The organism is Streptomyces sp. NPDC057950 (assembly GCF_042887295.1).
Lineage (GTDB): Bacteria > Actinomycetota > Actinomycetes > Streptomycetales > Streptomycetaceae > Streptomyces > Streptomyces kaempferi.
In genome coordinates this window covers 42,298-55,512 of sequence record NZ_JBHVPP010000025.1, presented here as the reverse complement: position 1 = coordinate 55,512, position 13,215 = coordinate 42,298, and the positions used below count along the sequence as shown (strand labels likewise).

The 13,215-nt window shown below is 72.4% G+C and carries 12 protein-coding genes; 3 read left to right on the top strand and 9 right to left on the bottom strand.

The features are described 5' to 3' along the window. The first annotated feature begins 12 nt into the window (after window positions 1–12). Complete coding sequence (locus tag ACFVTC_RS34485; RefSeq protein WP_390132405.1) at window positions 13–2,466, top strand: DEAD/DEAH box helicase; 2,454 nt, start codon at window positions 13–15, stop codon at window positions 2,464–2,466. On the opposite strand, the gene ACFVTC_RS34480 is transcribed toward ACFVTC_RS34485, so the two are convergent. The 7 genes from ACFVTC_RS34480 to ssd form a co-directional block, all read right to left on the bottom strand. Further along, the gene (locus ACFVTC_RS34480) at window positions 2,432–2,833 is read right to left on the bottom strand and encodes an Rv3654c family TadE-like protein (RefSeq protein WP_390132404.1); all 402 of its coding nucleotides are present in this window, start codon (window positions 2,831–2,833) and stop codon (window positions 2,432–2,434) included. The two genes, ACFVTC_RS34485 and ACFVTC_RS34480, sit on opposite strands and share 35 nt — an antisense overlap. A 322-nt stretch (window positions 2,834–3,155) precedes the next feature. Further along, window positions 3,156–3,557, bottom strand: coding sequence for a TadE family type IV pilus minor pilin (locus tag ACFVTC_RS34475; protein WP_390132403.1), 402 nt, complete (start codon window positions 3,555–3,557; stop codon window positions 3,156–3,158). Beyond that, a complete protein-coding gene (locus ACFVTC_RS34470; RefSeq protein WP_390132402.1) occupies window positions 3,544–3,750 on the bottom strand; it encodes a DUF4244 domain-containing protein in 207 nt (68 codons plus the stop codon). The genes ACFVTC_RS34475 and ACFVTC_RS34470 overlap by 14 nt, the downstream gene beginning before the upstream one ends. Before the next feature lie 79 nt (window positions 3,751–3,829). Next, window positions 3,830–4,612, bottom strand: a complete 783-nt coding sequence (locus ACFVTC_RS34465; protein WP_390132401.1) for a type II secretion system F family protein — start codon at window positions 4,610–4,612, stop codon at window positions 3,830–3,832. Next, complete coding sequence (locus tag ACFVTC_RS34460) at window positions 4,609–5,457, bottom strand: type II secretion system F family protein (RefSeq protein WP_390132522.1); 849 nt, start codon at window positions 5,455–5,457, stop codon at window positions 4,609–4,611. The genes ACFVTC_RS34465 and ACFVTC_RS34460 overlap by 4 nt, the downstream gene beginning before the upstream one ends. Window positions 5,458–5,471: 14 nt before the next feature. Further along, window positions 5,472–6,641 (bottom strand): TadA family conjugal transfer-associated ATPase, encoded by a 1,170-nt coding sequence (locus ACFVTC_RS34455; RefSeq protein WP_390132400.1) that lies wholly within the window; start codon window positions 6,639–6,641, stop codon window positions 5,472–5,474. A 254-nt stretch (window positions 6,642–6,895) separates the two neighbouring features. Continuing rightward, entirely contained in the window at window positions 6,896–7,990 is a 1,095-nt protein-coding gene (gene ssd, locus ACFVTC_RS34450; protein ID WP_390132518.1) for a septum site-determining protein Ssd, read from the bottom strand. A 596-nt stretch (window positions 7,991–8,586) separates the two neighbouring features. On the opposite strand from ssd, the gene ACFVTC_RS34445 reads away from it, so the two are divergent. Continuing rightward, window positions 8,587–9,420 (top strand): HAD family hydrolase, encoded by an 834-nt coding sequence (locus ACFVTC_RS34445; protein ID WP_390132399.1) that lies wholly within the window; start codon window positions 8,587–8,589, stop codon window positions 9,418–9,420. 374 nt (window positions 9,421–9,794) lie between these two features. On the opposite strand, the gene ACFVTC_RS34440 is transcribed toward ACFVTC_RS34445, so the two are convergent. Next, complete coding sequence (locus ACFVTC_RS34440; protein ID WP_390132398.1) at window positions 9,795–10,619, bottom strand: oxidoreductase; 825 nt, start codon at window positions 10,617–10,619, stop codon at window positions 9,795–9,797. A 101-nt stretch (window positions 10,620–10,720) separates the two neighbouring features. Here ACFVTC_RS34440 and ACFVTC_RS34435 point away from each other — a divergent pair, with 101 nt between their 5' ends. Further along, window positions 10,721–11,701, top strand: a complete 981-nt coding sequence (locus ACFVTC_RS34435) for an ATP-binding protein (RefSeq protein ID WP_390132397.1) — start codon at window positions 10,721–10,723, stop codon at window positions 11,699–11,701. On the opposite strand, the gene ACFVTC_RS34430 is transcribed toward ACFVTC_RS34435, so the two are convergent. Next, window positions 11,691–12,965, bottom strand: coding sequence for a hypothetical protein (locus tag ACFVTC_RS34430; RefSeq protein WP_390132396.1), 1,275 nt, complete (start codon window positions 12,963–12,965; stop codon window positions 11,691–11,693). The genes ACFVTC_RS34435 and ACFVTC_RS34430 overlap by 11 nt on opposite strands. Between the last annotated feature and the right edge of the window lie 250 nt (window positions 12,966–13,215).

Below are 13,215 nucleotides of genomic sequence, written 5' to 3'. Positions count from 1 at the left end.
TCGCCAGCCGCGATGGCATTCAATCACTTACCGGCAGGCGTGCACGACGCCTTGAGCCCATTGTCCGTCACGCCAGTGACACACTCGATGCCGATGGCCAAGAATCACCGATCCGATCGAACCTCGGCGGACACCGCTTCCCGCCCCTCTCCGGGCACGGTCCTGGACCGGCTCGCCTCGGGGCCGAGCCGGGCTTCGCGCATCACTCATACGGAGCACTTGCCCCCGCGGGCGGGTCGCCATGCCGTCTGGCCCGATCGGATCCGATCGGAGGTCGTCGCCGCCGTGCAGGCCGCGGGCATCGAGCACCCCTGGGCCCACCAGGCGCTCGCCGCCGAGCACGCCCTGGACGGCGAGTCCGTGATCGTCGCCACCGGCACGGCCTCCGGCAAGTCCCTGGCGTACCTCGTGCCGGTCCTCACGGCCCTTCTGGACGGCTCCGAGGCGCCGAACGGCCGGGGGGCCACCGCGCTCTACCTGGCGCCCACGAAGGCCCTCGCAGCCGATCAGCGCCGTTCTGTGAAGGAACTTTCACAACCGCTGGGCAACGCCGTTCGACCAGCCGTGTACGACGGCGACACCCCGGTCGAGGAACGCGAGTGGGTCCGCCAGTACGCCAACTACGTCCTGACCAACCCCGACATGCTGCACCGCGGGATACTTCCCTCCCACCCTCGCTGGGCCTCCTTCCTCCGAGCCCTGAAGTACGTCGTCATCGACGAGTGCCACACCTACCGCGGCGTCTTCGGCTCCCACGTCGCCCAGGTGCTGCGCCGACTGCGCCGCCTGTGCGCGCGCTACGGCTCCTCACCCGTCTTCCTGCTGTCCTCCGCGACCGCAGCCGAACCCTCCGTCGCCGCCCGCCGCCTGACCGGCCTCCCGGTGGTCGAGGTCGCCGACGACGCCTCCCCGCGCGGCGAACTGGTCTTCGCCCTCTGGGAACCCCCCCTCACCGAACTGCACGGCGAGAAGGGCGCGCCCGTCCGGCGTACCGCCACCGCCGAGACCGCCGACCTCCTGACCGACCTGACCGTCCAGGGCGTGCGCTCGGTCGCCTTCGTACGGTCCCGGCGCGCCGCCGAACTGATCGCGGTGATCGCCCAGGAGCGGCTGGCCGAGGTCGACCGCTCGCTCGTCCGGCGCGTGGCCGCGTACCGCGGCGGCTACCTCCCCGAGGAACGCCGCGCCCTCGAACGAGCCCTGCACTCCGGAGAACTCCTCGGCCTCGCCGCCACCACCGCCCTCGAACTCGGCGTCGACGTCTCGGGACTGGACGCGGTCGTCATCGCGGGCTACCCGGGCACCCGGGCGTCCCTGTGGCAGCAGGCGGGCCGCGCCGGCCGCTCGGGACAGGGCGCGCTCGCGATCCTGGTCGCCCGCGACGACCCGCTGGACACGTTCCTCGTGCACCATCCCGAAGCGCTGTTCGACCAGCCGGTGGAGTCCACGGTCCTAGACCCCGACAACCCGTACGTCCTCGCCCCCCACTTGTGCGCCGCCGCCTCCGAGATCCCCCTCACGGACGAGGATCTGGAGCTGTTCGGCCCGGCCGCGGCGGATCTGCTGCCGCAGCTCGAGGCCGCGAAGCTGCTGCGCCGCCGGACGACGGCCTGGCACTGGACACGCCGGGAGCGGGCCGCCGACCTGACCGACATCCGCGGCGAGGGCGGCAGCCCGGTGCAGATCGTCGAGGCCGGAACGGGGCGGCTGCTCGGCACGGTGGACGCCGGCGCCGCGCACACGACGGTGCACGAGGGCGCGGTCCATCTGCACCAGGGCCGTACGTACCTGGTGAAGCACCTGGACCTGGAGGACTCCGTCGCACTGGTCGAGGAGGCCAACCCGCCGTACTCGACGGTCGCCCGCGACACGACCACCATCTCCGTCCTGGAGACGGACACCGAAATCCCCTGGGGCGAGGGCCGGTTGTGCTTCGGCTCCGTCGAAGTCACCAATCAGGTCGTCTCCTTCCTGCGCCGTCGGGTCATCACCGGGGAAGTACTGGGCGAGTCGAAGCTCGACCTCCCTCCGCGCACACTCCGCACGCGTGCCGTGTGGTGGACGGTCACCGAGGACCAGCTGGACGCCGCCCGCATCGGTCCGGAGATCCTCGGCGGCGCCCTGCACGCCGCCGAACACGCGTCGATCGGCATGCTCCCGCTGTTCGCCACCTGCGACCGCTGGGACATCGGCGGCGTGTCCGTCCCGCTGCACCCCGACACCCTGCTGCCCACGGTGTTCGTCTACGACGGTCACCCCGGCGGCGCGGGCTTCGCCGAACGCGCCTTCCACACCGCCCGTGCCTGGCTCACCGCCACCCGTGAGGCCATCTCCTCCTGCGAGTGCGAGGCGGGCTGCCCGTCCTGCATCCAGTCCCCCAAGTGCGGCAACGGCAATGAGCCGTTGCACAAACGGGGTGCCGTCCGGCTGCTCACCGAACTGCTGCGGGGAGCGCCGCGGGAGTAGCCGCCGGGTCCACCGGTGCGGCGGGGCCCGCTCTGGACCTGATCTCCACGGTGAAGGGGCCCGTACCCGACACGGCCGTGACGTCCGAGATCTCGCCCTCCACCGCGCACCGCGCCAGCCGGGCGCGCTGGGCCCTGGCCACCCGGTCCGCCTCGGCGCAGGCCGCCGGGCTCCCGTCCATCCAGTGGTCCGCGGCGGCGAGCGCCGCCAGGTCGGCCGCTCCCGCCGCGCGGTGGCGCACCACGACCGCCTGCCCCATGGCCAGGACCGCCCCGAAGACGGCACACAGCAGGGCGATCACCCCCACCGCCCACACGGTCGCCGCCCCCCTGTCCGAGAATTCCGGGGACCGGGTCCGCCGCCTCACCCACGCGGCAACCCGCGTCGCCCGGGGCGGGGCGTGTGGACAGCGAAGAAGGGCGTGCGGAGTCCGGAGGAGGGCGTAAGGAGTCCGGAGGAGGCCGCAGGGTCGGAGAAGGGCATGCGGGGGTCCGAGTGGGCCGCGCAGCCGGGGAAGGGCGCGCGGGGGCCCGGGGAGAGCGCGAGGCCGGAGAAGCCCGCGCAGGGGCCTCCAGAGGGTGCGCTGGGGACCTGAGGGGGAGCTCACGAGCCCACACCCGTCGCGCGGGAGCCGGAGGGTGCGGGACATCGTGGTGCGGGGCATCGGCCCGAGGCGGACGCGCCGCGCGCTACGGCCTCGCGTCATAGCCGGTCACCCCCACGGTCTCCTCCGCCAGGGCCACGGCCTCGTCGCTCAGTTCCACGGTGAGCGCACCGGGCCCCGGCGCGCTCGCCGTGACCGTCACCCGGACCAGATCGCCCGTCCGGCTCACCGTGACCCTGGCCCCGCGCGGTGCCGCGCGGCGGGCCGTCGCCAGGACCGTGTCGGGCGGGTCCTGACGGGCCGCCGCGCGGGCGCCCGCCCTCGCCGCGTCCACGCACTGGATCTGCGCGGACGCGGCGAGCAGCGCCCACACCAGCGCCATTCCGACGAGCACCAGCGAGGGCAGCACCACCGCGGCCTCGGCCGTCACGAATCCCCGGTCGCCGCACCGGGCCGGACCGCTCGGCTCCGGCTCATGTCGGGACATTGAGCGCCCGCCCCACGATGTCCTGCAGCTCCGCGCTGACCTGACCGCTCGTCACCACCTTGTAGAGCACGGCCGCGAAGGCCACCGCCGCGATGACACCCACCGCGTACTCGGAGGTGACCATTCCCGCGTCCCCGCGTGCCGCCAGGCCGCGCATCCATGCCCGCACCCGTACTCGTACCGTCCTGTACATCTCAACCCCCGTGGGTTCGATCCCGCTGATCACTTGACTCGTGTCGTCACTCGACGCCTGTCGCCGGCCGTCCGGCCGGTCATCCGCCACCACCTCCCAGCACCCCGTCCGCCAGCCCGATCACCACGGGCAGGACACCGATCGCGAGGAACGCGGGCAGGAAACACAGCCCCACGGGCACGGTGACCATGACGGCCGCCCTGCGTGCCCGCGCCGTCGTGCTCCGCCCCCGTTCGGCGCGGGCCTCGGTGGCGAGCCGCCCGACCGGCACGGCCGCCGGCACCCCCGACTCACCCGCCCGCTCCAGCAGCCGCGCCAGGCCACCGGCTCCCGGTATCGACGCCAACCTCCGCCACGCGTCGGCCGGTTCGCCTCCGAGTCGCACCTCCGCGGCACCCCGGGCAAGCCGCTCCCCGACGGGCCCGCCGATGGCCTCGCCCACGACCCGTGCCGCCGCCACGGGATCGGCCCCCGCCGCGATACAGGCCGCCACCAGGTCGGCGGCGAGCGGAAGCTGCCCGGCGGCCCGCGTCACGTCGTACTCCTCCACCGGTCCGGGCCCGCGCCGCCGACGCCACCGAAGGATCCCGAGCCCGGCGACCAGCCCCGTCACGACTCCGGCCGCCCCTCCGACCAGCACCCAGCCGGCGCACACGGCACCCACCGGCGGCAGCCACCTCAGCCCCGCGCCCCGGACGTCGAATCGCCGCCGGTGCGGCGCCCGCCGCGGGTCCAGCAATGCGGCCAGCCTCCTGCGCACCCGCCGCTCGTACCGCGCTCTGCCGAACGCCCGCACCAGCCACCCGAGCGCCATCGCCCCGCACCCGAGCATCCCCAGCTTGTGGACAATCTCCGTGCTCATGCCGCCTCCGCTCCCTTCACGATGCGCAGCGCCCACCACAGCCCCACGCCTTCCAGCACCCCACCGACCAGCAGGCAGCCCAGGCCCGGCCCGCTGTGCAGAAGCACGTGCAGCGGATCCGCGCCCAGCGCCGTGCCGAGCAACAGCCCCAGGACCGGCAGCCCCGCGAGCATCACCGCCGTCGACCGCGATCCCGCCAACTGGGCTCTCAGATCGGCCCGCTGATCGCGCTCCGCGCGCAGCGCCCCTTCCAGGCGGTCGAGCCCCGCCGCGAGACCCGCACCCCGGTCCACGGCCACCCGCCAGCACGCGGCGAGCCCCACCAACCCCTCGGCCCCCGGCTGCCGTGCCGCGTCGGTCAGCGCGCCTGGCACGTCCCCGCCGAACCGCGCCGCCGCCAGTACCGCTGCCCGCGCCTCGCCGAGGCCGCCCGAGTCGTGCGCGGCGTTCAACAGCGCCTCGCCCGGCTGCCGTCCGGCCCGCACCTCACCGGCGAGGGCCCCGCACAGGGCGATCACCGCATCACCCCGGCGCTCACGCTCCCGGTCCGCCTCCCCGGCCCGTCGTGCCCGCCGGAGCAACGGCACCCCGGCCGCGCCGAGGAGCAGCGGCACGACCGACGCGCCCAGCAAGGCGACCGCCGACCCGGCCACCAGCGACCACCCTTCGGGCCTCAGCCGCGCGCGCAGCCGCCGCCATCCGGCCCACGCCCTCTCCCCCGCCGGTGGTCCGGCCGCCACCACGCCGCCCGCGCACAGCAGCCGCGCTCTGCGCGCCCCCGAGTCCCGCCCGCCCATCAACCAGGCGGCCGCCCCGGCACACGCCATGGCCGCCCCCACCGACATCCCGCCCGTCCCCGTCACCACGGTCCGCTCCCCTCGCTCCCCTCGCGGAGCAGCCCCCGCAGCCGCTCCCAGCCCGGCTCGTACGAGAACGCCCGAGCGCCCCACCGCAGCGCCGGCACCGTCACCACCAGCCCCGACGGATCGCGCTCCAGGACGTGCACCTCGGCGATGCGCCGCTGCCCGGTCCGATCGCGCACGAGATGCAGGACGACCGACAGTGCCGCCGCCAACTGGCTGTGGAGGGCGGCCCTGTCGAGCCCGGCGGCGGTGCCCAGGGCCTCCAGGCGGGCCGGTACCTGCGCCGCCGCGTTCGCGTGCACCGTTCCGCAGCCGCCCTCGTGGCCCGTGTTGAGCGCCGCCAGCAGCGACACGACCTCCGGTCCGCGCACCTCACCGACGACCAGCCGGTCCGGTCGCATGCGCAGGGCCTGGCGGACCAGGTCCTGCAGCGCCACGAGCCCGGCGCCCTCCTGGTTGGCGGGCCGCCCCTCCAGCCGGACCACATGGGGATGGTCGGGCCGCAGCTCCGCCGAGTCCTCGGCCAGCACGATCCGCTCCCCCGGGCCGACCAGCCCCAGCAGCGCGCTCAGCAGCGTCGTCTTGCCCGAGCCGGTGCCTCCGCTGATCAGGAAGGACAGCCGGGCCTCCAGCAGGGCCCGCAGCACCCGGTCGCCGCCGGGTGGCACCGTCCCGGCGGCCACCAGTTCGTCGAGCGTGAACGCGCGCGGTCGTACGACACGCAGTGACAGACAGGTGGAACCGACGGCGACCGGTGGCAGTACCGCGTGCAGCCGGGTGCCGTCCGGAAGCCGGGCGTCGACCCAGGGACGCGCGTCGTCGAGCCTTCGTCCGGCCACGGCAGCGAGGCGCTGCGCGAGGCGTCGTACGGCCGCCGCGTCCGGGAAGGAGACGGCCGTCAGTGCCAGACCGCCGCCCCGGTCGACCCAGACCCGATCGGGCGCCGACACCAGGACGTCGGTGACCGACGGATCGGCGAGCAGCGGTTCCAGAGGTCCGCTGCCGACCAGCTCGGAGCGCAACTGGCGGGCCGTTCCGAGTACTTCGGTGTCACCGAGGACGCGGCCCTGCGCGCGCAGGGCCTGCGCCACCCGTGCCGGTGTGGGCTCCGACCCGCTCTCGGCGAGCCACCGCCGTACACCGTCCAACAACTCCGTACGCCCCATGTGCCCCGCGGCTCCTGACGGTCCGGCCCGCCCGCCCTGCACCAGCGGCCCCGTATGCCCACCACCACGCGTGCTTGGTGGACGTGCCGGGCCTGACGGGCCCGAGAGTTCTGGCGGCTCTGGCGGGCCGGCGGGCCCTGCCCGCCCAACCGGTGCCGTCCGTCGTACCCGCCCTGTCGGATCCACGGCCCGGCCCGGAATCGTGGATCCGTCCGGGGCCGCGACTCGGCGCGTCCTCGCAACGGTGTCCCTGTTCACGTGCTCCCGCCCTCCCTCGCCACCCGCTCCCAGAAGGCGGTGCAGAACCGGGCCAGCGGACCTCGTACCGCTCCGCCGGGTGGCACGCCGGAGTCCAGCAGGGGGGATTCGGCGGGCACTTCACCGGCCAGTGGCAGCCCGAGCAGCCGGGCCACCTCGCGGTCGTCGAGACCCGGAGCGCAGGGGCCCCGGACCGCCACCCGCAGATCGCGCAGGACCATGCCGACCGCGGACGCCACCCGACCTGCCGCCGCGATCGCGCGCAGGTCGGCGGGGACCACCAGCAGTCCGAGGTCGAGCTGGGCGAGGGCCTCCGCGACGCCGTCGTCGACACGGCGGGGCAGGTCCACGACCACCGCGCCGCCACGCCGTCTGGCCGCGGCCAAAACAGCGCGGACCGCCTGCGACGGGATGACGACGGAGTCACCGCGATCCCAGCTGAGGACACGCAGCGCGTGCAGTTCGGGCAGGGACTCCTCCAGCGCGCTGCCGCCGACCCGGCCGCGGGAGGCGGCGAACGACGGCCAGCGCAGGCCCTCCACCGCCTCTGCGCCGAGCAGTACATCGAGTCCGCCGCCGAGGGGATCGGCGTCCACTAGCAGGGTGCGGCGTCCCTCGCGCGCCGAGGTGACGGCGAGCGCGCAGGCGAGCGTGGACGCTCCCGCGCCGCCCCGGCCGCCGATCACGCCCACCGTGAGCGCCGGCCGGCCCACGCCCTCGGCCACGTCGGCGATGCGGTCGACCAGCCACTGCTCACCGTCGGGCAGCATCAGGACATGGTCGGCGCCGATCTCGACGGCCCGCCGCCAGACACCCGAGTCGTCCTGGTCCCGCCCGACCAGCACCACTCCGCGCCTGCGCACGGCCCCGCGCACACGCCGCGCGGCGTCGTCGCCGACCAGCACCAGCGGTGCAGCCTCCCAGCTGCCTCCGCGCTCCGGCACACCGTGGTGCACCTCCGGCCTCGCACCCGCCGCCGCGCACAGGCGCAGCAGGTCATCGAGGAGTTCGACGTCCTCCGTGACGATCAATGGTCCGCCCTGCCGCCCGTCGGCGGTGGGTGGCACGTCGTGTGTGATGGCTCCCGCCACGATCTCCAGCCCCCTTCGCTGCTCCTTGCGCGGAGCCCGCAGGCTTCCCTGCGGACCCGCGATTCCCGCCCGTGCGGAGAACCGGCATGCGGCCTCCATATGAACGGGCGATACGAACCGGCCAAACGCGTCCCACAAACGGAACCGGCCGTGAACTCGCCGCGAGGAACTCGCCGCGAGCGGGACGCGCTGGAATCACGGTGCAGCGATCCAGGAAATCGTGTGGATCTTGGTCGATAACTGTGGACAACTCAGTGGTTGTGAATATCGCCTTCACCCATACCGGAAGCCCGTGCGCGACTTCCGCAGAGCAGCGCAACGGCTACACACGGTGACGAATCATGGGCACGCCGAAGGAACCGCCGCAGCGGTGGCAACAGGGTTCCGGGGCCGCGCAAGAGAGGGGAAAAACCCATCCGGACATGCGACGACCCCCGCCGGGGGGGAGAGCGGGGGTCGTCCCCACGGCCGACTCGGGGGGGGAGGAGTCGGACCGGGTTAGCACGGTCGCGAACGATCCGTGACTTCCATGGTGTACCCGAGAGGCCTCTCAGGCAAACCCACGCGCCCCACAGTAGCCCGAATGGCGGGCGCCTATGCTCGGGCTCGTGGAAAACCACTCCTTGCCTCGCACGGCAGCCTTCTTTGACCTGGACAAGACGGTCATTGCGAAGTCGAGCACGCTCACCTTCAGCAAGTCGTTCTACCAAGGCGGACTGATCAACCGCCGGGCCGTCCTGCGTACCGCATACGCCCAGTTCGTGTTCATGGCGGGCGGCGCGGACCACGACCAGATGGAGCGGATGCGCGCCTACCTGTCCGCGCTCTGCCGCGGCTGGAACGTCCAGCAGGTCAAGGAGATCGTCGCCGAGACGCTGCACGACCTGATCGACCCGATCATCTACGACGAGGCCGCCTCGCTCATCGAGGAGCACCACACCGCCGGACGCGACGTCGTGATCGTGTCCACGTCCGGGGCGGAAGTGGTCGAGCCCATCGGGGAGCTGCTCGGCGCCGACCGGGTGGTGGCCACCCGGATGGTCGTGGGCGAGGACGGCTGCTTCACCGGAGAGGTGGAGTACTACGCCTACGGGCCGACTAAGGCCGAGGCGGTGAAGGAGCTGGCCGCGTCCGAGGGATACGACCTGGCGCGGTGCTACGCGTACAGCGACTCGGCCACCGACGTCCCGATGCTGGAGTCCGTCGGACACCCCCACGCGGTGAATCCGGACCGCGCGCTGCGGCGCGAGGCGGCCGCGCGCGGGTGGCCCGTTCTGGACTTCCACCGTCCGGTGCGGCTCAAGCAGCGGCTGCCCGCGCTGTCGGTGCCGCAGCGTCCGGCGCTCGTCGCGGCCGCTGCGATAGGAGCGGCCGCGGCGACGGCGGGACTCGTCTGGTACGCGAGCCGGCGGCGCGCCACCGCGCTGTGAGGGCGTCGCGCACAAGCTCCTCACGCGTGCGCGTGCGGCGCAATTCCCGCCCGATTCGCAGGCCTTTGAACCTAAAAGTAAAGAAGTGCAGCCAGGGGTTCCACTTCCTCCGGACCTGGAGTACAAAGGGTTTAACGGCCCGCGAGACCAAGGACATCCGAAAGGATCACCTTAAAACTCAACCAAGGCCCCACGGACCGAGCATGTGCACCAGGCACCCACGCGACGTCGACCCGTCGATTACGGGCCAGCCGCACCAGGTGACGGGCAGCAGTTCCCGACCTGATGGGCAACACATCGAGGACGCTTGGTAACCCGGTGAGCATGCCAGCGGCGGTACGAGACCTCGTACCGCCGCAACCCTGTTCCAGGACCTAGGCCGCCCCGCGCTGAAGCGCCTCACAGACGGCCGTCGACTCCCTGGCCCCCAGTCCGGCCGCCTTGCCACAGTGGGCGATCCAGGCCGCCATACCCTGCGGCGTGCCGGAGACGTAGCCTTCCAGGGCCGCCAGATAGGCCGCGCGGCCCAGTTCGGCGTGACCGACCTCCGCCGGGCAGACGGACTTCGGGTCCAGGCCGCTGCCGATCAGCACGATGCGCTCCGCCGCGCGCGCGACCAGGCCGTTATGGGTCCCGAAGGGCCGCAGCGCGAGCAGTTCGCCGTGCACGACGGCCGCCGTGACCAGCGCCGGCGCCGCACCACCGGCGATGATCAGCTGAGAGAGCCCCTCCAGTCGGCCCGCCACCTCCGCGGCGCCCGGCAGCGGCAGTTCGACGAGCGGCTCGTCGACCGGTTCGCCGTCCTGGCGCGGCCGGCCGACCGCGTCCTCCCCGTCCGCGGCCGCGACGAGATGCAGTCGCGCCAGCACCCGGAGGGGCGACTGCCGCCAGATGGAGAGAAGTTGGCCCGACTCGGCGGTCAGCCGGAGGGCCGCGCCGACCTTGCGGGCCTCGTCGTCCCCGCTGAAGTCGGTGCGGCGGCGCACCTCTTCGAGGGCCCAGTCGGCGCCGGACAGCGCCGCGGAGCCACGCGCGCCACGCAGCGCGGCCTCGGCGGTGATCTCGTTGCTGCGACGTCGCATGATCCGGTGCCCGTAGACCCGGTCCACCGCCTTGCGGACGGACTCCACGGATTCGGCCACCCCGGGCAGCAAGGCCAGGGTCGCGAGCGGATCGGCGGTCGCGCCTGTCGTACTCATGAGTACGACACTACGCACCCCTGCCGCCCAGCCCACAAAGGAGTGGTCTTCTTCACCCCACCCGAGCACGCTACGCCATCGATCGACTACTCTTGGTGAACATGAAAATTGCTTTCGTGGGGAAGGGCGGCAGCGGCAAAACCACGCTGTCCGCCCTGTTCATCCGGCATCTCGCCGCCTCGGGCGCGCCGGTCGTCGCGGTGGACGCGGACATCAACCAGCACCTCGGGGCGGCGCTCGGACTCGACGAGGAGGTGGCTGTCGCACTGCCCGCCATGGGCGCGCGGCTGCCCCTGATCAAGGACTATCTGCGCGGTTCCAACCAACGGATCGCCTCCGCCGCGACGATGATCAAGACGACCCCGCCCGGCGAAGGTTCACGGCTGCTGCGGGTGCGCGAGAACAATCCGGTGTACGACGCCTGCGCCAGGCCGGTGAAACTCGACAGCGGCGACGCCCGTTTGATGGTCACCGGCTCGTTCACCGAGGCCGATCTCGGAGTGTCCTGCTACCACTCCAAGACCGGCGCGGTGGAGCTCTGCCTGAACCACCTCGTCGACGGCAGGGGTGAGTACGTGGTCGTCGACATGACGGCGGGCTCCGACTCCTTCGCCTCCGGCATGTTCACCCGCTTCGACATGACGTTCCTCGTCGCCGAACCGACCCGGAAGGGAGTCTCCGTCTATCGCCAGTACAGGGACTACGCCCGCGATTTCAACGTCGCCCTGAAGGTCGTCGGCAACAAGGTGCAGGGCCAGGACGACATCGACTTCCTCCGCGCCGAGGTCGGCGACGACCTCCTGGTCACGGTCGGGCACTCGGACTGGGTGCGCGCCATGGAGAAGGGCCGCCCACCCCGGTTCGAGTACCTGGAGGACGCCAACCGCCGGTCCCTGCGCACCCTGCAGGCCGCCGCGGACGCCACGTACGAGCTGCGGGACTGGGAGCGCTACACGCGCCAGATGGTGCACTTCCACCTGAAGAACGCGAGCAGTTGGGGCAACGAGAGGACCGGGGCGGACCTGGCGGCGCAGGTCGACCCCGGTTTCGTACTCGGTGAGGGGCTCGTGGCTACGGCCTGACCGCCGGCGCCCCGGGTGCGCCCTTCGGGGCGGGTGCGGGACGGCCGGACAGGAAGGACGCCCAGCCCTGCTTGGGGGCCTCGCCGACGTTGAGGCCGCGCAGTTTGTCGAGCGTGGCCGGGTCCTGGGCGTCGAGCCAGTCGGCGAGGCGGCGGAACGAGACGCAGCGGACGCCGGGCTTGTTGCAGACGTTCGCGATGACCTGGTCGAGGGCGCGCATGTACGTGCCGCCGTTCCAGGACTCGAAGTGGTTGCCGATGATCAGCGGGGCACGGTTGCCGTAGTAGGCGCGCCGGAAGCCCTTGAGCAGGCTGTCACGTACCTGGTTGCCCCAGGTCTTCCGTTTGGCGGGGTCCCCCTGGGCCTGGGTCCCCGACTGGTTGACCCTGAAGTTGTAGTCCGTGGTGAGCTGCTCGCCGGAGTGCCCCGCGAAGGGCACGAGCTGCATGGACAGGTCCCACAGGTTGCCCTGCTTCTTGGGCCAGACCTGGTTGTCGACACCACTGGTGTCGTAGCGGAAGCCGAGCTGCCGGGCCGCCTTCACGAAGTTCTTCCGACCCTCAAGACAGGGCGTGCGGCCACCGATGAGCTCCTTGTCGTAGTCGAAGGGCAGCGACGGGGCGCTCTTCATGCCCGTATTGGTCCTCCAGGACTTCACGAACGACTTCGCCTGGGCGATCTCGCTCTTCCAGTCCTCGACCGACCACTCCCCGACGCCGCCCCCCGGCCCACAGAAGTGGCCGTTGAAATGCGTACCGATCTCGTTGCCCTCCAGCCACGCGCCGCGCAGCTGCCGCAGCGTGTTCTTGATGCCCTCGTCGTCGTTGAAGCCGATCTCCGAGGTGCCCGGCAGGTGCTCCGGCGGCCTGTACAGGTCGCGCTTGGCCTCCGGCAGCAGGTACACGCCGCTCAGGAAGTACGTCATCGTCGCCCGGTTGGCCTTCGCGACCTTCCGGAAGTGCGAGAAGAGTTTCTGGCTGTCCTCGCCGGCGCCGTCCCACGAGAACACCACGAACTGCGGCGGCTTCTGCCCGCGCTTCAGCTTCTCGGGTCCGGGCAGGTGCGGCTGCGCCCCGGTGTACGCGGTGGACCCGTCACCGATCAGATGGACGGCGCCCTGGGGTGCCGGAGGCCCCGCGGCGGCCTTCTTCGCGCCGTGCGCACCCTCCTCGGAGCCGGTGCTGCCGAGGGCACAACCGGCGAGCGCCGCCGCGCAGGCCGCGGCGAGTGCCACCCCCGCGGCGATCCTCTGGGTGGCGGCCATCTCCGCCCACCTTCTTCCTTCGATCGGGGCAACGCCGCCGAGGGCGCCTGGGGGGATCTGCAGCGAATTCCGACAGCGCCGCCAAGGTCGCACGAGGCCGAGACCAAATAAATACGACAAGCCGCCAGAAAAACCCGTTCACCCGCGAGAGTGAGTTCTTGCCCCATTTGCGACTAAAGTCCGCACAAAGCCTTTACTCTGCATTACGATCTATTTACCGAGCGTTGAAGATCCCGCCACTGCACGCCGT

What these genes read in the sequence shown, in the direction of transcription:
- ACFVTC_RS34485 (WP_390132405.1), top strand. Translation starts at nt 13, where the DNA reads ATGGCATTCAATCACTTACCGGCAGGCGTGCACGACGCCTTGAGCCCA.
- ACFVTC_RS34475 (WP_390132403.1), bottom strand. Translation starts at nt 3,557, where the DNA reads ATGTCCCGACATGAGCCGGAGCCGAGCGGTCCGGCCCGGTGCGGCGAC.
- ACFVTC_RS34470 (WP_390132402.1), bottom strand. Translation starts at nt 3,750, where the DNA reads ATGTACAGGACGGTACGAGTACGGGTGCGGGCATGGATGCGCGGCCTG.
- ACFVTC_RS34465 (WP_390132401.1), bottom strand. Translation starts at nt 4,612, where the DNA reads ATGAGCACGGAGATTGTCCACAAGCTGGGGATGCTCGGGTGCGGGGCG.
- ACFVTC_RS34460 (WP_390132522.1), bottom strand. Translation starts at nt 5,457, where the DNA reads ATGTCGGTGGGGGCGGCCATGGCGTGTGCCGGGGCGGCCGCCTGGTTG.
- ACFVTC_RS34455 (WP_390132400.1), bottom strand. Translation starts at nt 6,641, where the DNA reads ATGGGGCGTACGGAGTTGTTGGACGGTGTACGGCGGTGGCTCGCCGAG.
- ACFVTC_RS34445 (WP_390132399.1), top strand. Translation starts at nt 8,587, where the DNA reads ATGCTCGGGCTCGTGGAAAACCACTCCTTGCCTCGCACGGCAGCCTTC.
- ACFVTC_RS34440 (WP_390132398.1), bottom strand. Translation starts at nt 10,619, where the DNA reads ATGAGTACGACAGGCGCGACCGCCGATCCGCTCGCGACCCTGGCCTTG.
- ACFVTC_RS34435 (WP_390132397.1), top strand. Translation starts at nt 10,721, where the DNA reads ATGAAAATTGCTTTCGTGGGGAAGGGCGGCAGCGGCAAAACCACGCTG.
- ACFVTC_RS34430 (WP_390132396.1), bottom strand. Translation starts at nt 12,965, where the DNA reads ATGGCCGCCACCCAGAGGATCGCCGCGGGGGTGGCACTCGCCGCGGCC.